The sequence below is a fragment of the Kineococcus gypseus genome, assembly GCF_050871305.1.
GTDB lineage: Bacteria > Actinomycetota > Actinomycetes > Actinomycetales > Kineococcaceae > Kineococcus > Kineococcus gypseus.
The window spans coordinates 46,267-66,717 of the sequence record NZ_JBJLRD010000006.1 but is presented as its reverse complement, the minus strand read 5'-3'; the positions used below and the strand labels follow the sequence as shown (position 1 = coordinate 66,717).

General features: G+C 79.1%; 11 protein-coding genes. 10 read left to right on the top strand and 1 reads right to left on the bottom strand.

Going from position 1 to position 20,451, the window contains the following annotated elements:
- Nucleotides 1-42: 42 nt before the first annotated feature.
- The 10 genes from ACRYMN_RS03410 to ACRYMN_RS03365 all read left to right on the top strand — a co-directional run bounded on the left by ACRYMN_RS03410 (nucleotide 43) and on the right by ACRYMN_RS03365 (nucleotide 19,806).
- Nucleotides 43-5,145, top strand: coding sequence for an amino acid adenylation domain-containing protein (locus ACRYMN_RS03410; protein ID WP_432491977.1), 5,103 nt, complete (start codon nucleotides 43-45; stop codon nucleotides 5,143-5,145).
- Nucleotides 5,142-9,296 carry an amino acid adenylation domain-containing protein gene (locus ACRYMN_RS03405; protein ID WP_432491975.1) on the top strand — a complete coding sequence of 1,385 codons (4,155 nt, stop codon included), beginning with the start codon at nucleotides 5,142-5,144 and terminating at the stop codon, nucleotides 9,294-9,296. The genes ACRYMN_RS03410 and ACRYMN_RS03405 overlap by 4 nt, the downstream gene beginning before the upstream one ends.
- Nucleotides 9,293-10,057, top strand: coding sequence for a 4'-phosphopantetheinyl transferase family protein (locus tag ACRYMN_RS03400; protein WP_432491973.1), 765 nt, complete (start codon nucleotides 9,293-9,295; stop codon nucleotides 10,055-10,057). The genes ACRYMN_RS03405 and ACRYMN_RS03400 overlap by 4 nt, the downstream gene beginning before the upstream one ends.
- Nucleotides 10,054-11,877 carry a methionine--tRNA ligase gene (metG, locus tag ACRYMN_RS03395; protein ID WP_432491971.1) on the top strand — a complete coding sequence of 608 codons (1,824 nt, stop codon included), beginning with the start codon at nucleotides 10,054-10,056 and terminating at the stop codon, nucleotides 11,875-11,877. The genes ACRYMN_RS03400 and metG overlap by 4 nt, the downstream gene beginning before the upstream one ends.
- Nucleotides 11,874-12,704, top strand: a complete 831-nt coding sequence (locus ACRYMN_RS03390; protein ID WP_432491969.1) for a TatD family hydrolase — start codon at nucleotides 11,874-11,876, stop codon at nucleotides 12,702-12,704. Before metG ends, ACRYMN_RS03390 begins: the two co-directional genes overlap by 4 nt.
- 306 nt (nucleotides 12,705-13,010) lie before the next feature.
- Nucleotides 13,011-14,198 carry a resuscitation-promoting factor gene (locus ACRYMN_RS03385; RefSeq protein ID WP_432491967.1) on the top strand — a complete coding sequence of 396 codons (1,188 nt, stop codon included), beginning with the start codon at nucleotides 13,011-13,013 and terminating at the stop codon, nucleotides 14,196-14,198.
- A 70-nt stretch (nucleotides 14,199-14,268) separates the two neighbouring features.
- Nucleotides 14,269-15,120, top strand: a complete 852-nt coding sequence (gene rsmA / locus ACRYMN_RS03380; RefSeq protein WP_432491965.1) for a 16S rRNA (adenine(1518)-N(6)/adenine(1519)-N(6))-dimethyltransferase RsmA — start codon at nucleotides 14,269-14,271, stop codon at nucleotides 15,118-15,120.
- An 11-nt stretch (nucleotides 15,121-15,131) separates the two neighbouring features.
- On the top strand, nucleotides 15,132-16,085 hold the full coding sequence (locus ACRYMN_RS03375; protein WP_432491963.1) for a 4-(cytidine 5'-diphospho)-2-C-methyl-D-erythritol kinase: 954 nt from the start codon (nucleotides 15,132-15,134) through the stop codon (nucleotides 16,083-16,085).
- A 75-nt stretch (nucleotides 16,086-16,160) separates the two neighbouring features.
- Nucleotides 16,161-17,993: an ATP-binding cassette domain-containing protein gene (locus ACRYMN_RS03370; protein WP_432491961.1), complete on the top strand. Its 1,833-nt coding sequence runs from the start codon at nucleotides 16,161-16,163 to the stop codon at nucleotides 17,991-17,993.
- Nucleotides 17,994-18,360: 367 nt separating this feature from the next.
- On the top strand, nucleotides 18,361-19,806 hold the full coding sequence (locus ACRYMN_RS03365; RefSeq protein WP_432492088.1) for a sugar transferase: 1,446 nt from the start codon (nucleotides 18,361-18,363) through the stop codon (nucleotides 19,804-19,806).
- Nucleotides 19,807-19,910: 104 nt separating this feature from the next.
- On the opposite strand, the gene ACRYMN_RS03360 is transcribed toward ACRYMN_RS03365, so the two are convergent.
- Entirely contained in the window at nucleotides 19,911-20,402 is a 492-nt protein-coding gene (locus ACRYMN_RS03360; RefSeq protein WP_432492086.1) for a MarR family winged helix-turn-helix transcriptional regulator, read from the bottom strand.
- Nucleotides 20,403-20,451 lie beyond the last annotated feature (49 nt).

The window sequence follows — 20,451 nt, the reverse complement described above, 5'->3', positions numbered from 1 at the left end:
CCGATCGGGGGCTGGAGCGCCGGACGGGTGACGGCCCCGCCCGTGCCGACCCTGGCCGCGGTCCTGGCCCCCGCGCTGGCGGCGACCCCCGGCGCGCAGGCCCTCGTCGCGCTGCGCGAGGACGGCACCGCGCGGCGCTGGACCTACCGCGAGCTCGAGGCCGACGTGGCCCGCCGCGCGGCGGCCCTGCGCGCGGCCGGCGTGGGCCCGGGCGACCACGTCCTCCTCGTCGCCGCGCGCGTGCCGGCGCTGGTGCCGGCGCTGCTGGCCGTCCTGCGCGCCGGCGCGGCCCACGTGCCGGTGGACCCCGCCGCCCCGGACGCGCACTGGCGCGCCGTCGCCGAGCGCGTCGGCGCCCGCGCCCTGCTCGGCCCGGCCGCCTCCCTGTCGCGCGCCGCCGCCGCCCTGCCCGCCGGCACCCTGCTGCTCGACCTCGACGCCGACCTCGACGCCGACCTCGACGCCGACCTCGACGCCGGTCCCGCCGCCGGTGCGCCGGCGCCGGGCGTGCGGCCGGACGTCCAGCCGGACGTGCGGCCGCAGGACACCGCGTACGTGCTCTTCACCTCCGGCAGCACCGGCACCCCCAAGGGCGTCGTCGTCAGCCACGGCAACGTCGTGCACCGCCTGGCCTCCTACCTGCAGCTGACCGACGGGCCCGTGCGCTACCTGCTGCACGGCTCGCTCACCTTCGACGGCGCCGTCGGCGGGATGTTCTCCACGCTGGTGCGCGGCGGCTGCCTCGTGCTGGTGCCCGACGCCGTCGCCGTCGACCCCGGCCTGGCCGCGGCCGTGGTGCGCGCCGAGCGCGTGACCCACCTGGAGCCGGTGCCCTCCTGGTACGCGGCGCTGCTGGAGCTGGCCGCCCCCGGCGACCTGGACGGCGTGCGCGCCGTCGTCCTGGGCGGGGAGGTCCTGCCGCCGGCCCTGGCGCGCGCCTCGCTGCGCCTGCTGCCCGGCGCCCGCCTGTTCAACGACTACGGGCCCACCGAGGTCACCGTCGCCGCCACCGTCCACGAGGTGCTGGACGTGCCCGGGGACGCCACCGACGTGCCCATCGGCCGCCCGCACCCGAACACGCTCGTCGCCGTCCTGGACGAGCAGCGCCGCCCCGTGCCCGACGGGCAGGTCGGCGAGCTGTGGGTCGGCGGGCCGTGCGTGGCGCAGGGCTACGCCGGCGAGGCGGACCACCCCGCCTTCCGCACCGACCCGGCCACCGGCGAGCGCTGGTACGCCACCGGCGACCTGGTGCGCCGCGACGCCGAGGGGCTGCTGCGCTTCAGCGGCCGGCGCGACCGGCAGGTGAAGGTGCGCGGGCAGCGGGTCGAGCCCGAGGAGGTCGAGGCCGTCCTCGCCGGCCTGCCCGGCGTGGCCACCGCCGCGGTCGAGGTCGACCGCTCCGGCGCCGAGGCGCGCCTGGTCGCGTACGCCGCCGCCCTGCCCGGCGCGCGGCTGACCCCCGCCGGCGTCGCCGCGCAGCTGGCCGCCCGCCTGGCCCCGCACCTGCGTCCCGGCGCGGTCGTCGTGCTGCCCGCCCTGCCGCTGACCGCCGGCGGCAAGGTGGACCGCCGCGCCCTGCCGCCGGCGCCGCGCGCGCAGGGCTGCGGGGAGGGGGCGCGCGACGAGGTCGAGGCCGCGGTCGTCGACGCCTTCGGCGCCGTGCTGGGCGAGCCCGCCGGGCGCGACAGCGACTTCTTCGCCGCCGGCGGGCAGAGCCTGGGCGCCGCGCGCGTCGTGGCCCGGCTGCGCGCCGCCCTGGGCGTGGAGGTCGCCGTCGCCGACCTGGCCGCGCTGCGCACCCCCGCGGCCCTGGCCGCCGCGCTGCGCGAGCGCCCCCGCGGCGCCGGCGAGCCGCCGCTGCGCCGCCGCCCGCGCCCCGCGGGCACCTGGCGGGTGCCGGCCTCCCCGCGCCAGCAGTCGTTCTGGCACCTGGAGCACGTGCCCGGCGGGCGCGGGCGCTCCAACCTCGTGGAGGTCCTCTCCTTCCCCCGCGGCACCGACCCCGCCGCGCTGCGCACGGCCGTGCAGGGCCTGGTGGACCGCCACGCCGCGCTGCGCACCGGCTTCGAGCTGAGCGCCGACGGCCTCGTGCAGGTCGTCGCCGAGCGCGCCCGCGCCGAGGTGGTGGACCTGCCGCCGGCCGCGGACGCCGCCGCGCTGGACGCCGCCGCGGACGCGTTCGGCCTGCTGCCGTTCGACTTCGCCGCCGCGCCGCTGCTGCGCGCCGGCGTGCTCGAGGGCCCCGACGGCCCGGCCCTCGTCCTCGTGGTGCACCACACCTGCGCCGACGGCTGGAGCCTGGGGCTGCTCGTGGAGGAGCTGGCCGGGGCCGTGCGCGGGGACGGCGCCGCGCACCCGCCCGCGCCCGGCGTCGAGCTCGTCGACCTCGTGGAGTGGACCGCGCAGCGCCCCGCGGCCCGGCGCGCCGCGGCCGTGGAGCACCTGGCGCCGCTGCTCGAGCGCGGCGCCGCCACCGGCGCGCGCACCCTGCCGTACGACCGCCCGCGCCCGGCCGTCGCCGACGTGCGCGCCGGGGTGGTCGCCACCGAGCTGCCCGCGCCGGTGCTCGAGCGCGTCGGCGCCCTGGCGCGCGAGCTGGGCACCACCGCCTACGCCGTGCTGACCGCCTCGCTGGGCGCGCTGCTGGCCCGCTCGGCCGGCCTGGACGAGGTCGTGCTCACCGGCTCATCCTCCGGGCGCGGCGAGCCCGCGCTCGACCGCGTCGTCGGCTGCGCGATCGGCACCCGCCTGCTGCCCGTCGACCTCGCCGGCGCGCCCACCTTCGCCGCCCTCGTCCAGCGCGTCGCCTCCGCCGCCGCGGCCGGCGAGGCGCACGCGTGGCTGCCGCTGGAGGAGGCGCTGCGCCCGCTGCCGGAGGAGGTGCGCACCGAGGTGGGCCCCGTGCTGCTGAACCTGCTCGAGCCGGCCCCCACCGACCTGCGCGTGCCCGGCGGCGAGGTCCGCCGCCGCAGCCGCCCGGCGACCATGGCCTACACCGACCTCGACGTGTACCTCGAGCACCGCGACGGCGCCCTGGCCGTCGACGCCGTGCACTCCATGGCCCGCCTGGAGCGCGCCACCGTCGAGGGCCTGCTGCGGCGCTGGCTGCACCTGCTCGACGCCGCGCTCGACGCGCCGGACGCGCCCGTGGCGCACCTGCCGCTGCTCACCCCCGACGACGCCGCGCGGCTGGACGCCCTGGAGGGCTCGCCCGGCGAGCCGGCCGGCACCACCGTGCTGGAGCAGGTGCGCGCGCGCACCGCCGAGGACCCGGCCGCCGTCGCCGTCGTCGACGGCAGCGGCCCGTGGACGCGCGCGCAGCTGTGGGAGCGCGCCGGGGCCGTGGCCGCGCTGCTCGCCGCGCGCGGCGCCGGCCCCGGCGAGCGCGTCGTGCTGGAGCTGGACGGCGCGGCCGACGCCGTCGCCGCGCTGCTGGCCTGCTGGCGCCTGGGCGCGGTGCCGGTGCCCGTGGGCGCCTCCCAGCCGCCGGCCCGGGTGGCGGCCGTGGCCGCCGCCGGCGCCGCCCTCGTCCTCGACGCCGCCGCGCTGGCGGACGCCGACGCGAGCGGCACCACCGCGGCCGGCGGCCGCGAGGTCCCCGAGGTCCCCGAGGTCCCCGACGCCCCTGCGGACCCCGGCGCCGCCCCGGCGTACGTGCTCTTCACCTCCGGCAGCACCGGCGAGCCCAAGGGCGTCGTCGTCGGCCACCCGGCGCTGGCCGCCTCCACCGCCGCGCGGCTGCGCGCCTACCCGCAGCGCCCCGCCGTCGCGCTGCTCGCGCACGACCTCGCCTTCGACGCGGGCCTGGGCGTGCTGGCCTGGTACCTGTGGACGGGCGGGACGGTCGTGCTGTGCCGGCGCGAGGAGCGCCTGGACGCCCAGCGCCTGGCCGGCCTCGTCGAGCGGCACGGCGTCGGCCAGCTCGACGTGGTGCCCTCGCACCTGCGGCTGCTGCTGGACCTGGCCGCCCCCGGGCAGCTGTCCTCCCTGGAGCTGGTCACCCTCGGCGGCGAGGCGTGCCGGCCCTCCCTGGTGCGCGCCTGCCGCGAGGCGCTGCCCGGGGTGCGCGTCGTCAACGAGTACGGCCCCACCGAGAGCACCGTGTGGGCCCTGGCGCACACGGTCACCGCCGACGACGCGCACGGCGGCGCGGTGCCCGTGGGCTCGCCGGTCGCCGGCGTGACGGCCCGCGTCGCCGACGCCGCCGGACACCGCCTGCCGCCGGGGGCCGAGGGGGAGCTGCTGCTGGGCGGGCACCTGCTCGCCGACGGCTACCTCGCCGACCCGCGGCTGACCGCCGCGCGCTTCGTGCAGGTCGACGGCCGGCGCTGGTACCGCACCGGCGACCGCGCCCGCTGGCGCGCCGACGGCCTGCTGGACCTGCTGGGGCGCGCCGACGGCCAGCTGAAGGTGCGCGGCCACCGCGTCGAGCCGGGCGAGGTGGAGACGGCGCTGGAGGCCCTCGACGGCGTCGCGCGCGCCGCCGTGGCCACCGTGGGCACCGGCGACGACGACACCCCTGGCGGCGGCGGCGCCCCCGGCGGGGGCGGGTCGCTGCTCGCCGCCTGGGTGCAGCTGGCCCCGCACGCCGACCCCGCCGGCCGGCACGCCCCCGAGCGGCTGCGCGAGGCGCTGCTGGCGCGGGTGCCCGAGTGGGCGGTGCCCGGCGCCGTCGTCCTCGTCGAGGCGCTGCCGCAGACCACGGCGGGCAAGGTCGACCGCGCCGCCCTGCCCCGGGAGGCGGTGCGCGCAGCGCTGGAGGCCGCCGCCCACGGCGGCAGCGCCCCGGCCACCGCCGCCGAGGAGCACCTCGCGGCGATCTGGGAGGACCTGCTGGGGCGGCCGGTGCCCGCCGACCGCTCCTTCTTCGCCCTGGGCGGGCACTCCCTGCTCGCCGCCCGGGCCGTGGCGCGCATCCGCGCGGAGCTGCTGCCCGGCCTGGAGCTGCAGGACTTCCTCGCCGCCCCGCGCGTGCGCGACCTGGCCCTGCTCGTCGACGCCGCGCCCCCGACCGCCCCGCCCGGTGCGCCCGGTGCGCCCGCGCCGCTGGACGCCTCCTCCGTGGAGGACGTGCTGGCGCGCGTGGACGACCTCAGCGACGCCGAGGTCGAGGCCCTGCTGGCCCAGCTGGAGGAGCAGCCGTGACCGCCCTGGCCACCGAGAGCACCGGCGCGCCCGGCGACGACCGCCGCGCCCACCTGGCCGCGCTGCTGCGCGCGCGCCGCGCCGCGCCCGGCCCGCTGGCGCCCAACCAGGAGCGGCTGTTCGTGCTGCAGCAGCTCGACCCGGCCTCCAGCGCCTACCTGGAGCCGGTGGTGCTGCGCCTGCGCGGCCCCCTGGACCGCGCGGCGCTGCTGGCCGCGCTGGCCGCGCTGCCCGAGCGGCACGAGTGGCTGCGCAGCCGCGTGGCCGTCACCGCCGACGGGCCGGTGCAGGTCGTCGACGAGGTGGCCGCGGCGCCGGTGGCCGCGCCGGTCGACCTCAGCGGCGACCTGCCCGCCGGCGCCGGGCGCGAGGAGCTGGGCCCGCGCGCCCTGGCGTGGGTGCGCGAGCTGGCCGAGGCGCCCCTGGACCTGCTGCAGGGCCCGCCCTGGCGCGCCGGGCTGGCCGCCCTGGGCCCGCAGGAGCACCTGCTCGTGCTCGTCGTGCACCACCTGGCGTGCGACGCGACCTCGCTGGACGTGCTCCTCGACGACCTCGGCGAGCTGCACGACGCCGCCGTGCGCGGGGTGCCCGCGCCGTCGCAGCGGCCCACCTCCCCGCGCGACGCCGCCCGCGCCGTGCGCGCGCTGCAGTCCTCCCCGGCGGCGCGCGAGGCGGTGCGCGCGCACGCCGCCGCGCTGGCCGGCGCCGACCCGGGCGCGCGCCCGGGCGGCGCGCCCGTCGGGGCCCCGGGGTCCACCACCGGTGCCGCCGGTGCGCCCGGGCCCGCGCAGCGCTGCGCGCGCACCGTGCCGGCGGCCGTGGTGCGCCGGCTGGCCGACGTCGCCGGTGAGCACGGCGTGACGCCCTTCGCGCTGGTCGCCGCGGCCGTCGGCGCGGTGCTGGCGGAGGCCACCGGCGCCGAGGCGCCCGTCGTGGGCGTGCCCGTGGACCTGCGCTGGCAGGTGCCCGGCGCCGCCGGGACGGTCTCCTTCCTCGTCGAGACCGTCGCCGTGCCGATGCCCGGCCTGCTCGGCCGGACGCTGCCGGCGGCCGCGCAGCAGGTGCGCGACCGCGTCGCCGAGGCGCTGCGCGTGCCCCCGCCGCTGGGCGAGGTCGTGGCCCTGCTGCGCCGCGAGGGGCACCTGCCGGCCACCGGCGAGCCGCTGCACACCTACCTGACGTGGCTGGACGCGCGGCAGGGCGACGAGCGCCTGGGCGAGCTGGGCCCGGCCGCGGCGCACGTGGACCTGCCGCTGGGCGCGGCCAAGGCCGACCTGGCGTGGACGGTGCTCGACCGCGGCCGCGAGCTCGTGCTGCGCCTGGAGCACGACGGCGCCCGCGTGGACGGCGCGGCCGCCGCGCGCCTGGCCGAGCGGGTCGTGCGCCTGCTGGAGGTGGCCAGCGCCGAGCCCGCCACCCCGCTGGGGCGCGTGGAGCTGCTGCCGGCCGCGGAGCTGGAGCGAGTGCGCTCCTTCGAGGGCACCCCCGGCGAGCCCGCCCGCGAGGACCTGTCCACGCGGGTGCGCCGCGCGCTGGCCGCCGCCGACGGCCCGGTCCTGCGCGCCGGGGCCGTGGAGCTGAGCGGCCCGCAGCTGCTCGAGCGCGCCGACGCCCTGGCCGCGGCGCTGCTCGCCGCCGGCGTGGCCCCGGGCGACCGCGTCGCCGTGCCCACCCGCCGCACGGCCGGCACCGTCGTGGCGCTGCTGGCCGTGCTGCGCGCCGGCGCGGCGTTCCTGCCCGTGGACGTGTCGCACCCGCCCGCCCGCCAGCGCGCCCTGGCCTCCGCCGCGCGCGTGCGCGCCGTCGTCGGCGCCGCGGCCTGGGCCGGGCCGCTGGCCGCGGACCTGGGCGCCGCCGCCGTCGCCACCGACGACGCCGGGCGCCCCGCGGCGCCCGCCGCAGCACCGGGGGAGGCGCCCGCGGAGGGCGCGTGGCCGCGGCGCACCCCCGCGGACCTGGCCTACGTGCTCTTCACCTCCGGCTCGACGGGGCGGCCCAAGGCCGTGCGCGTGCCCGACGGCGCGGTGGTCTCGCGGGTGGAGTCCTACCTCGACGTCCTCGCCGACGGCGGGGTGCGCTACCTGCTGCAGTCCACCCTGTCCTTCGACGCCTCGGTCTACCTGTTCTGGGTGCTGGCCACCGGCGGGCTGCTGGTGCTGGCGGGCGAGGAGGAGGCGGGCGACCCGGCCGCGCTGGCCGCCCTCGTGCACGAGCACGCCCTCACCGACGCCTTCTTCGTGCCCGGGCTGCACCAGGCGGTGCTCGAGGCGCGCCCGGAGGCGCTGCGCTCGCTGCGCCGGGTGTGCGTCGGCGGCGACGTCGTGCCGCCGGCCCTGGCGGCGCTGCACCACGCCGTGCTGCCGGGCACGGTCCTGCTCGACGTCTACGGGCCCACCGAGGTCGTCGTCTCCAGCACCGCCGAGGTCGTCGGCCCGCGCGCGCCCGGCGACCGCTCCCCGGTGCCCATCGGGCGCCCGCACCCGGGCACCGCGGCGCGCGTGCTGGACCGCCACGGTCGGCGCGTCGGCGTCGGCGTGCCCGGCGAGCTGCACCTGGGCGGCCCGTGCGTGGCCGACGGCTACGACGAGCCCGCCGACGGCGCGCCCCTGGCGCCCGAGGACGCGCGCCGCTTCGGCGTGCGCACCGGCGAGGACGGGCGCGCGGTGCGCTGGTACGCCACCGGCGACCTCGTGCGCTGGCGCGAGGACGGCCGCCTGGACTACCTGGGCCGGCGCGACCGGCAGGTCAAGCTGCGCGGCCAGCGCGTGGAGCTCGGCGAGGTCGAGGCGGCCCTGCGCGAGGTGCCGGGCGTGCGCGAGGCGTGCGCGGAGGTGCTCGACGGGCCCGCCGGGCCGCGCCTGGTCGCCGTCGTGGCCCCGCCGGTGCCGGGCGTGCGCGAGGCCGCCGCCCGCGTGCTGCCCGCCGCGTGGGTGCCCGAGGCGGTCGTGGCGCTGCCGGAGCTGCCGCGCTCGGCCAGCGGCAAGCTGGACCGGGCGGCCGTGCGCGAGGCGGCCGGGCGCGGCGCCCGGGGCGCGGCGGAGGTGCCCGCCCCCCGCGGCCCGGGCTCGGCCGGCTCGGCGGGCTCGGCGGGCCCGGCAGGCTCGGCGGGCTCGGTGGGCTCGGTGCGTCCGGCGAGCGCCGCGGCGCGCCCGGGCACGCTGCTGGAGGAGGACGTGCTCGTCGTCGTGCAGGCGCTGCTGGACGACCCGGGCGTCGGCGTGGACGACGACTTCTTCGCCGTGGGCGGCGACTCGCTGCTCGCCGCGCGCCTGGTGGGCCGGCTCAGCGCCCTGCTGGGCGTCACCGTGCCGCTGCACGAGCTCGTCGCCGACGCCACCGTGCGCGGCATCGCGGCGCTGGCCGAGCGCTCCACCGGCCGCGCCGCCGCCACCGGCGCCTCCGGCGCCCGCCTCGTGCAGGTGCACGCCGGCGGCGCGCTGCCGCCGGTGGTGCTGCTGACCCGCGAGGGCGCGAGCAGCCTGGTGCTGCTGCACGTGCTGCGGCAGGTGGACGAGCAGCGGCCGGTGTGGACGCTGCTGCGGCCCATGCCCCCGGCCGGGGGCGGGGTGCCCGACCTCGTCGCGGACGCCCGCGAGGCGGCGCGGCTGTTGCGCGAGCGCTTCCCGCGCGGCCCGGTGGACGTCGTGGGCCACTCCGCCTCCGGCCTGGTGGCCCTGGAGACCGCCCGCGCGCTCGGCGAGCGGCGCGGGGCCGTGGTGCTGCTGGACACCAGCGCGCCGCGCGCGGCCGCCGGCGCGCCCGCCCGGCTGCGCGCCGCCGCCCGGCGCGGCTGGGCGCGGGTGCTGCTGGCGCGCTCGCGCGCCGGGCTGGTGCTGGCGCCCACCGGCCCGCTGGGCCGCCCGGGCCCGCCCTCGCCGGAGCGCGTGCGCCGGGTGCGCATCGGTCAGGACCGCCTGGCCGCGCTGCGCACCCGGGCCGAGCCGGTGGGCTTCCCCGTGGCGCTGCTGACCTCCCACGAGCTGCGCGAGGCGCTGGGGTGCGAGGACCTCGGCTGGGCCGGCCTCGTGCCGCGGCTGCGGCTGGTGCCCGTGGCGGGCGACCACCACACCATGCTGCGCCGCCCGCAGGTGCGGCGCACGGCCGCGACGCTGGCCGCGCTGCTCACCGCAGCGGGCGGCGCGCGCCCGTGAGCCCGCGCGACGGGCGGGACCCGCGCGACGAGCGCCTGCGGGCGCTGCCGTCGCCGGAGCCGGGGGTGCGCCTGTGGGCGGCGCGGCTGGTGCCGCGGGCGGGCGACGCCGACCTCGCGCGCCTGGCCGGCGCCGACGAGGCCCGCCGCGCCGCGCTGCCCGCCGCGCTCGCCGGGCGGCTGCTGGCCCGCCGGGCGCTGCTGCGCCGCGCCGTCGCCGCGGTGGCCGGCTGCGACCCGCGCGCGGTGCAGCTGCCCGGCGGGCCCGGGCCGCGGCGCGCGCTCGCGCCCGGCGCGGCGCCGCGGTGGGTCTCGGCCTCGGCCGGCGGGACCACCGCGCTGCTGGCGGTGGCCGAGCACCCCGTGGGCGTGGACCTGGAGCCCCTGCCCGGCCCGCCCGACGCCCTGCTGGTGGCCCGCGAGGTGCTGGCACCGGCCGAGCACGCCTGGGTCGCGGCCGACTCCGCCGGCGCGCCGGGGCGGTTCCTGCGCGTGTGGGTGCGCAAGGAGGCCGTCGTCAAGCTCACCGGGGAGGGCCTGGAGCGCGACCTGCGCGGCTTCACCGTGGACGCCGCCGCCGACGGCGCGGTCGTCGGGCTCGCCGGGCTCGCCGGGCTCGCCGGGCTCGAGGGCGCCGGGCCCGGCGGGGGCGGGGTGCGCACCGCCGCGGTGGAGCTGGCCGGGCACGCGGCGGCGCTCGCCGTGCCGGCCGGCGCCGCGCCGGGGGCGGGCGCCGGGCCCGCCCCTAGGATCGGCGCATGACCCGCGTCCTGTCCGCGCCGACCTGGCCCTACGCCAACGGTCCGCGCCACATCGGCCACGTCGCCGGCTTCGGCGTCCCCTCCGACGTGTTCAGCCGGTACATGCGCATGGCGGGGCACGACGTCCTCATGGTCTCGGGCACCGACGAGCACGGCACGCCCATCCTCGTGCAGGCCGAGCAGGAGGGCGTCGGCCCGCAGGAGCTCGCGGACCGCTACAACCGCGTCATCGCCGAGGACCTGCACGGCCTGGGCCTGTCCTACGACCTCTTCACCCGCACGACCACGCGCAACCACTACGCGGTCGTGCAGGAGATGTTCCGCACCGTGCACCGCAACGGGTACATGGTCGCGAAGAAGGGCATGGGCGCGATCTCGCCGTCCACCGGGCGCACCCTGCCGGACCGCTACGTGGAGGGCACCTGCCCCATCTGCGGCTTCGACGGCGCCCGCGGCGACCAGTGCGACAACTGCGGCAACCAGCTCGACGCGATCGAGCTGAAGGACCCGCGCAGCCGCATCAACGGCGAGACGCCGGTGTTCGTGGAGACCGAGCACTTCTACCTCGACCTGCCCGCCCTCGCCGACGCGCTGGGCTCGTGGCTGCAGACGCGCGCCGAGACCGGCCGCTGGCGGCCCACCGTGCTGAACTTCTCGCAGAACCTGCTGGAGGACCTCAAGCCGCGCGCCATGACGCGCGACATCGACTGGGGCATCCCGGTGCCGCTGGCCGGGTGGGAGGACAACCCCGCCAAGCGCCTGTACGTGTGGTTCGACGCCGTCATCGGCTACCTGTCCGCCTCGGTGGAGTGGGCCCGGCGTTCCGGCGACGACGACGCCTGGCGCCCGTGGTGGACCGACCCGTCCGCGGAGTCGTACTACTTCATGGGCAAGGACAACATCACCTTCCACTCCCAGATCTGGCCGGCCGAGCTGCTCGCCTACGACGGGCGCGGCGCGAAGGGTGGGCAGCCGGGCCGCTTCGGCAGCCTGAACCTGCCCACCGAGGTGGTGGCCAGCCAGTTCCTCACCATGGAGGGCCGGCAGTTCTCCTCCAGCCGCGGCGTGGTCATCTACGTGCGCGACGTGCTGGCCCGCTACCAGCCCGACGCGCTGCGCTACTTCATCTCCGCGGCCGGGCCGGAGAGCAGCGACACGGACTTCACGTGGCAGGACTTCGCCACCCGCACCAACTCCGAGCTGGTCGCCGGCTGGGGCAACCTCGTCAATCGCACCGCCAGCCTCATCGCGAGGAACGTCGGCTCGATCCCCGAGCGCGGCGAGCTCACCGACGCCGACCGCGCGGTGCTGGCCACCACCGCCGGCGGTTTCGGCACCGTCGGCGCGCTCATCGAGACGCACCGCCAGCGCGCCGGGATCGCCGAGGCGATGCGCGTGGTCGGCGAGGTGAACAAGTACCTCACCGAGCAGGAGCCCTGGAAGATCAAGGAGTCGGACCCGGAGCGGATGCGCTCGGTGCTGCACGTGACGGCCCAGGCCGTCTCCGACTGCCGCACGCTGCTCTCGCCGTTCCTGCCGCACTCGGCGCAGGCCGTGCACGAGGTGCTCGGCGGCACCGGCACCGTCTCGCCGATGCCGCAGCTGCGCGAGGTCACCGACCTCGACGACCCCTCGCGCTCGTACCCGGTGCTCACCGGCGACTACCGCCGAGGCTCGGGGGAGGGCGCCACGCTGCCGGAGTGGGGACCGCGCCCGGTGGTGCCCGGCACGCCGGTGGCGCCGCCGACGCCGGTGTTCACCAAGCTGGACGTGGCGGCCGTGGTCGAGGAGGAGACCGAGCGGCTGCGGTCGGGGCTGTGAGCGCGCGCGGGGAGCGCCCGCCCGCGCCCGAGCCGCTGCCGGTGCCGGTGGTCGACGACCACACCCACCTGGACTCCGAGGCCTCCGACGCCGAGGTCGCCGCGCTGCTCGCGGCGGCCTCGGCGGCCGGGGTGCCGCGCTCGGTGCAGATCGGCTGCGACCTGCCCGCCGCGCGCTGGACCGTCGAGGCGGTCGAGCGCCACCCGCAGCTGCTGGGCGGGGTGGCGATCCACCCCAACGAGGTGCCCGGCCTCGTCGAGCGCGGCGAGCTGGACGCCGCGCTGGCCGAGGTGCGCGAGCTGGCGCGGCACCCGCGCGTGCGGGTGGTGGGCGAGACGGGGCTGGACTTCTTCCGCACCCCGCGCGAGCAGTGGCACCTGCAGGAGGAGTCCTTCCGCGCGCACGTCGCGCTGGCCAAGGAGCTGGGCCTGGCGCTGCAGGTGCACGACCGCGACGCCCACGACGCGGTCCTGCGCGTGCTGGCCGAGGAGGGCGCCCCCGAGCGCACGGTCTTCCACTGCTTCTCCGGCGACGCGGCGATGGCGCGGGTGTGCGCGGACGCCGGCTACTACCTGTCCTTCGCGGGCACGGTGACCTTCAAGAACGCCAAGCCGCTGCGCGAGGCGCTGCGCGCGGCCCCGCGCGAGAGGATCATGGTGGAGACCGACGCGCCGTACCTGACGCCGGTGCCGCACCGCGGCCGGCCCAACGCCGGCTACCTCGTGCCGCTGACCGTGCGCTCGATGGCCGTCACGCTCGGCGCCGACCTGGAGGAGCTGTGCGGGCAGCTGGCCGCCACGGCGGAGGCCGTCTACGGCCCCTGGTGAGCTGCCTCACACCGCCGGCGCCCGCGGCGGGGGGCCCGGCGCCCGCACGGGCCGCCGGGAACCGCTGCGGCGCAGCGCTCCTCGCGGTGCACCACCACCGGCCGCCGTCCCGGGCCGACGCGACCACCCTGCGTGATCACGCTTGAGGGATCACGGGAACTTGTCGAAGAGGTCTCGGCGCGGTTACGTTCCCGCGCAGTCGGCCGGATCGAGAAGGCCGGGCGCCACGTCCGACGTGGGGGACGGGGGTCCCCGCACCGGCCCGCGCCCGCGCTCGTGCCCGGGTAGCACGTCGAAGGATCCCTCGTGCAGTTGCGCAACCTCCTCCCCGCCACCACCCGCACCGCGCGGCTGGTCGCCGGGGGCACCGCCCTCGCCGCCGTCGTCGGCGGCACCGTCGCCTTCACCGCCTTGGAGAAGGACGTCACCGTCGACGCCGACGGCACCCGCACCGAGCTGAACGTCTTCGGCGGCACCGTCGCCGACGTCCTCGAGCGCCAGGGCATCGAGGTCGGCCCGCACGACATCGTGGCCCCCTCCGCCGACACCGAGGTCGACGACGGCACCGGGATCGTCGTGCGCTACGGCCGCCAGCTCGCCCTGACCCTCGACGGCGAGCGCCGCACCTACTGGACCACCGCCCGCACCGTCGACGAGGCCCTGGCCGACCTCGACGTGCGCGCCGACGGCGCCAAGCTGTCCGCCTCGCGCTCGCAGCCGCTGGGCCGCGCGGGCCTGGCCCTGGACGTGGTCACCCCCAAGCAGGCCGTGGTCGTCGCCGACGGCCAGGAGCGCGCCGTCACCACCACCGCCGTCGACGTCACCGCCCTGCTCGCCGAGACCGGCGTGGTCGTGCGCCCCGGCGACGAGGTCTCCGTGGACACCGCGCTGCGCGTGAGCCCGGGCCTGCGCGTGCAGGTCGTGCGCGTGGACCGCTCGCGCAGCACCGAGCAGGTCGCCCTCGCCCACGGCAGCCGCACCGAGCAGACCGGCGACCTCTTCCGCGGCGAGCGCGAGGTCGCCACCGCCGGCGTCGACGGCTCCAAGACCATCACCTTCGACGACGTCTTCCGCGACGGCGTGCGCGTCGCGCACGACCCCGTCGGCGAGACCGTCGACGTCCAGCCCGTCGAGGAGGTCGTGCGCGTGGGCACCAAGGAGCGCCCGAAGCCCGCCCCCGCGCCGGCCCCCGCCCGCGCGGCGGCCCCCGCGCAGACCGCGTCCTCCGGCGGTGGCGGTGGTTCCGTCGGCGGCGGCGTGGACTCCCTGAACTGGTCCGCGCTGGCCGCGTGCGAGTCGGGTGGGAACCCGGGCATCGTCTCGGCCAGCGGCAAGTACCACGGCCTGTACCAGTTCAGCGTGTCCACCTGGCGCGCCGTCGGCGGCAGCGGCCTGCCCAGCCAGGCCTCGGCCTCCGAGCAGACCTACCGCGCCAAGCTGCTCTACCAGCGCGCCGGTGCCGGACAATGGCCCGTGTGCGGCAAGCGACTCTGACGACCCCGAGCACCACCCGCCCGGCCCGGCGCCCGGCGAGCTCCACCACGACCCCCGCGGCGGGCACCACGTGTCCCTGCTGAGCGCGGGCGACGTGCGCGAGCTCGCCGGGCGCCTCGGCGTGCGGCCCACCAAGACGCTCGGGCAGAACTTCGTCGTCGACGCCAACACCGTGCGCCGCATCGTGCGGGTGGCCGGCCTGGAGCCCGGCGACGTCGTGGTGGAGGTCGGCCCCGGGCTCGGCTCGCTGACGCTGGCCCTGCTGGAGGTCGTCGACCGGGTCGTGGCCGTGGAGATCGACCCCGTCCTGGCGGCCGAGCTGCCGGCCACCGTCGCCGCCCGCGCCCGCCCGGGCACCGAGCTGGAGGTGGTGCTGGCCGACGCGGTGGCCGTCACCGAGCTGCCCGGACCGCCGCCGACCGCCCTGGTGGCGAACCTGCCCTACAACGTGGCCGTGCCGGTGCTGCTGACGATGCTGGCGCGCTTCCCCTCCCTGCGCAGCGGGCTGGTCATGGTGCAGTCCGAGGTCGCCGACCGGCTCGTGGCACCGCCGGGCAGCCGCACCTACGGCGTGCCCAGCGTCAAGACCGCCTGGTACGCGAGCGCGCGCCGCGCCGGGGCGGTGCCCCCGCCGGTGTTCTGGCCGGTGCCGCGGGTGGACTCCGGGCTGGTCGCCTTCACCCGGCAGCCGCCCCCGGAGACCACCGCCACCCGCGAGGAGGTCTTCGCCGTCGTCGACGCCGCCTTCGCCCAGCGCCGCAAGACGCTGCGCGCGGCGCTGGCCGGCTGGGCCGGCTCGCCCGCCGCCGCCGAGGCCGCGCTGCGCGCCGCCGGCGTGGACCCCGCCGCGCGCGGCGAGCAGCTCGACGTCGCCGCCTTCGCCCGCATCGCGGCGCACCGGGGCGCCAGCGCCACGACGTAGGGTCTGACCCCGTGCTCAGCGCTCCCGCGCAGGCGGCCGTCACCGCCCGCGCCCCGGCCAAGGTCAACCTCCTGCTGGAGGTGGGCCCGCTCCGCGAGGACGGCTACCACGACCTGCTCACCGTCTTCCAGGCCCTGGACCTCGCCGAGGACGTCACCGCCCACCCCGCCGAGGGCTTCTCCGTGGAGGTCGAGGGCGCGCAGGGCGTCGACGTGGCCGGGGTGCCGCTGGACGGGCGCAACCTGGCGCTGCGCGCCGCGCTGCTGCTGGCCGAGCGCACCGGCGTGCGCACCGGCGCCCACCTGCGCGTGCGCAAGGGCGTGCCCGTCGCCGGCGGCATGGCCGGCGGCTCGGCCGACGCCGCCGCCGCCCTCGTCGCCTGCGACGCGCTGTGGGGCACGCACCTGGGCCTGCCCGCGCTGGGCGAGCTGGCCGCCGAGCTCGGCGCCGACGTGCCCTTCTGCCTGCACGGGCGCACCGCCGTCGGCACCGGCCGCGGCGACCGCCTGGTGCCGGTGCTGACCACCGCCGCCTTCCACTGGGTGCTCGTGCCGGCCGGCGGCGGGCTGAGCACCCCGGCGGTCTTCGCCGAGTGCGACCGGCTGCGCGCGGCGTCCGGGCGCCCCGCGCCCGCCGCCGACGCCGGCGAGCGGCTGCGCGCCGTGGAGGCCGCGCTGCGCGCCGGCGACCCGCACCTGCTCGGCGCCGCGCTGGCCAACGACCTGCAGGAGGCCGCCTGCTCGCTGGTCCCGGAGCTGGCCGGCACCCTGGCCGCGGGCGCCGCCGCCGGGGCCCTGGCCGGGCTGGTCTCCGGCTCCGGCCCCACCGTCGCCCTGCTGGCCGGCTCCGCGCCCCACGCCCGCCGCCTGGCCGCCGCCCTGCGCCCCGCCCTGGGCGAGCGGGTGCGCACCGCCACCGGCCCGGTGCCGGGCGCGCGCGTGCTCGAGGCCGTGCGCGCCGGCTGAGCGCCGCGCCCCGCACCACCCCCACCCGCCGCACCACCCGTCGCACCACCCGCCGCACCCCCTGGAGGACGCACCGTGCCCGCAGCCAACCTGGTCAGCGCCGAGGCCCTGACCGTCGTGCACGGCTCGCGCACCCTGCTCGAGCGCGTCTCGCTGGGCGTGTCCGAGGGGGACCGCATCGGCGTCGTCGGCCGCAACGGCGACGGCAAGTCCACCCTGCTGCGGCTGCTGGCGCGCCAGCAGGAGCCCGACGCCGGGCGCGTGACGCACACCGGCGGGCTGCGCCTGAGCCTGCTGGCGCAGTCCGACGCGCTGGCGCCGGGCACCACCGTGCGCGACGCGGTGCTCGGCGACCTGCCCGAGCACGCCTGGGCCTCGCAGCCGCGCGTGCGCGACGTGGTCACCGGCCTGCTGGGCGACCTCGCCGCCTCCGACGTCGGCGGCCTGGAGACCCCCGTGGACACCCTCTCCGGCGGCCAGCGCCGCCGCGTGGCGCTGGCGGCGCTGCTGGCCGCCGACCCCGCCGGCGAGCTGCTCGTGCTCGACGAGCCCACCAACCACCTCGACGTGGAGGGCGTGGCCTGGCTGGCCGAGCACCTGCGCACCCGCTGGGCGCCGGGCACCGGCGCGCTGCTGGTCGTCACCCACGACCGCTGGTTCCTCGACGCCGTGTGCGAGCGGGTGTGGGAGGTGCACGACGGGGTCGTCGACCCCTACGACGGCGGCTACGCGGCCTACGTGCTCACCCGCGCCGAGCGCGCCCGGGTCGCGGCCGTCACTGAGGAGCGCCGCCAGAACCTGCTGCGCAAGGAGCTGGCGTGGCTGCGCCGCGGCGCCCCGGCGCGCACCAGCAAGCCGCGCTTCCGCATCGAGGCCGCCAACGCCCTCATCGAGGACGTGCCGCCGCTGCGCGACTCCGTGGAGCTGACCCGGATGGCGACCACCCGGCTGGGCAAGGACGTCGTCGACCTCGAGGACGTCTCCTTCTCCCACGGCGCGCGGCAGCTGCTGGACCACGTCACCTGGCGGCTGGGACCCGGCGACCGCGTCGGCGTGGTCGGCGTCAACGGCGCCGGCAAGTCCACCCTGCTGCGGCTGGTCGACGGCAGCGCCGAGCCGACCTCGGGGCGGGTCAGGCGCGGCAGCACCGTCGTGGTCGCCACCCTCTCGCAGGAGGTGCGCGAGCTGGAGGAGGTCGGGGAGCTGCGCGCCCTAGAGGCCCTGGACAAGGTGGCCAGCCACGTGCGCCTGGGCGACCGCGACGTCTCCGCCGGGCAGCTGCTCGAGCGGCTGGGCTTCACCGCCCAGCGCGCCTGGACCCGCGTGCGCGACCTGTCCGGCGGCGAGCGGCGCCGCCTGCAGCTGCTGCGCCTGCTCGTGGCCGAGCCGAACCTGCTGCTGCTGGACGAGCCCACCAACGACCTGGACACCGACACCCTGGCCGCGGTGGAGGACCTGCTCGACGGCTGGCCGGGCACCCTCGTCGTCGTCAGCCACGACCGCTACCTGCTCGAGCGCATCACCGACCGGCAGGTCGCGCTGCTCGGCGACGGCGCCGTGCGCGACCTGCCCGGCGGGGTGGAGGAGTACCTGCTGCGCCGCGCGGCGGCCAAGTCCGCGCAGCTGGCCGCCCCGGGCGGGGGTGCCGGCGCCGCCGGGGGGGCCGGCACCGGGCGCGCGCCGGGCCCCGACGGCGCCGCGGTGCGCGCGGCGCGCAAGGAGATGGCGCGGGTGGAGCGCCAGCTGGACAAGCTGGCGCAGCAGGAGGAGCGCCTGCACGCCGAGCTCGCCGAGCGCGCCACCGACCCGGCCGCCGTGGCCGAGCTCGACGGCCGCCTGCGCGGCCTGAGCGCCGAGCGCGAGCAGCTGGAGCAGGTGTGGATGGAGGCCTCCGAGCTGGTGGAGTGAGGCCCGCGAGCGCCCGCCACGCCCCGGCGCGGGCCCTGCGCCGAACGGGTGACCCGCCCGGCGCAACCGCGCTCCGGCGGCCCTTCACGGCCCGTCATATGTTGCACCGTCCGGGTCACGTTCCCCTACGCTGTGCCGGGCCGCGCGGTCCCATGGGGGTGGGCTCCGCGCACCAGGCCACGCCGGCGCGCCCCGGTGCACCGGCGAGAGACCGAGTCCAGGGGGGACCTTGAGCATCAGCGACGTGCCCGGATCCAGGACCGCACCGGGTGAGCTGGAGGACCAGCTGCTGGGGACCTCCCCGGCGGACCGGCAGGCCGACGCCGCGCGCCGCGAGCGGCTGCTCGTGCCGCAGCAGCGCACCGCGATGGGGGTGCCCGGCCGGGCCCCGGCCTGGCAGCGCACCTACGTGCAGCGCATCGTCGCCCTCGACGCCTCCATCGCCGCGCTGGCCGCCTTCGCCGGCTTCTTCGCCCGCTTCAACGGCCAGCCGGTCGACCTCGACCTGACCTCCGGGCGCGCCGTCGTGGCCTGCGCGGTGCTCATGCCGGTCATCTGGGTGGTGGCCATGGGCGCGTTCCGCACCTACGAGCCGCGCTTCCTCGGCGTCGGCTCGGAGGAGTTCCACCGGGTCCTGTCCGCCGCGCTGGCCGTCGTCGCCCTGGTGGGCACCAGCTCCTGGGCCTTCGGCCTGGACGTCGCGCGCGGCTTCGTGGTGGTGGCCCTGCCGCTGGCCGCCGTGCTGACCCTGGTGTGCCGCTACGCCGTGCGCCAGCGCCTGCACGCGCGCCGCGCGCGCGGCGAGGCCGGGCAGACCGTCGTGGCCGTCGGTCACCGCGCCGCCGTGGCCGGCATGGCCCGCCAGCTGCACCGCGCCTCCTACCACGGCATGCGCATCGTCGGCGCCTGCGTGCCCGGCGGGAAGGGCACGGCCGCGGAGGACGCGGAGCTGGCCGAGCTGGGCATCCCCGTCATCGGCAGCCTGGAGCAGGTGCGCCACGCGGTCACCGGCGTGGACGCCGACGTCGTGGCCGTCACCGCCTGCCCCGAGCTGGACGGGCCCGCGCTGCGCCGCCTGGGCTGGGAGCTGGAGGCCACCCGCGCCGACATGGTCGTCGCCCCGGCCCTGACCGAGGTCATCGGCCCGCGCGTGGCGATCCGCCCCGTGTGCGGGCTGCCGCTGCTGCACGTGGAGCGCCCCGAGCTCGGCGGCGTGCGCCGCCTGGCCAAGACCACCGTGGACCGCGTCAGCGCCGCCGTCGCCCTGGTGCTGCTCAGCCCGCTGCTGCTGGTGGTCGCGGCGCTGATCAAGCTGGACAGCCGCGGGCCGGTCCTCTTCACGCAGCAGCGCGTGGGCAAGGACGGCAAGCAGTTCCCCATGTTCAAGTTCCGCTCGATGGTCACCGACGCGGAGAAGCTGCTCGTGGACCTGCGCGACTCCACCGACGGCAACGGCGTGCTGTTCAAGATGAGGGTCGACCCGCGCATCACCCGCGTCGGGCGCGTCCTGCGCCGCTACTCGGTCGACGAGCTGCCGCAGCTGCTCAACGTGCTGCGCGGGGAGATGTCGCTGGTCGGGCCCCGCCCGCCGCTGCAGCGCGAGGTCGACGCCTACGGCGCCGACATGCGCCGGCGCCTGCTGGTCAAGCCCGGCCTGACGGGCCTGTGGCAGATCAACGGCCGCTCCGACCTCGACTGGGACGAGTCGGTGCGCCTGGACGTGCGCTACGTGGAGAACTGGTCCTTCACGTTCGACTTCATGATCCTGTGGAAGACCGCCGGCGCGGTCCTGCGCGGGCGCGGCGCCTACTGACGCGCGCCCTGCCGACGCGCCGCCACTGACGCGGCGCCCCCGGACGCCACGGCGCCCCCGCACCCGTCCGGTGCGGGGGCGCCGTCGCTCTCGGCGCGGTGCGCTCAGGCGCTCGCGCCCGGTCCCTCGAAGGGCGCCGCCACGCGCCGCAGCAGCGTGGCCAGCGAGCGCCGCTCGGCGGCGTCGAGGACGGCGAGCATCCGGTGCTCGGCGCGCACCAGGTCCGCCAGCGCGGCGTCGACGACGGCGGCGCCCTCGGCCGTCAGCCGCACCCGCACGCTGCGCCCGTCGTCGGGGGATGGGCGGCGCTGCACCAGGCCGCGTCCGGCCAGGCGGTCCACCCGGTTGGTCATCGTGCCGCTGGTGACCAGGGTCTGGACGACCAGCTGCCCCGGGGACAGCTCGTGCGGGGCGCCCGCGCGCCGCAGCGCCGCCAGCACGTCGAACTCCCACGTCTCCAGCGCGTGCGCGGCGAACGCGTCGCGGCGCAGCCGGTCCAGGTGCCGCGCCAGGCGCGCCACGCGCGAGAGGACCTCCAGCGGCTCGACGTCCAGCTGCGGCGCCTCGCGCCGCCACGCGGCGACGATGAGGTCCACCTCGTCGGCGGGCGCGGGACCGGCGGCTCCGGCGGGCGCGGCTCCGGCG

Bases quoted from the DNA above. Each gene is read 5' to 3' on its own strand.
- metG (WP_432491971.1), top strand. From the start codon at position 10,054: ATGACCCGCGTCCTGTCCGCGCCGACCTGGCCCTACGCCAACGGTCCG.
- ACRYMN_RS03365 (WP_432492088.1), top strand. From the start codon at position 18,361: ATGGGGGTGCCCGGCCGGGCCCCGGCCTGGCAGCGCACCTACGTGCAG.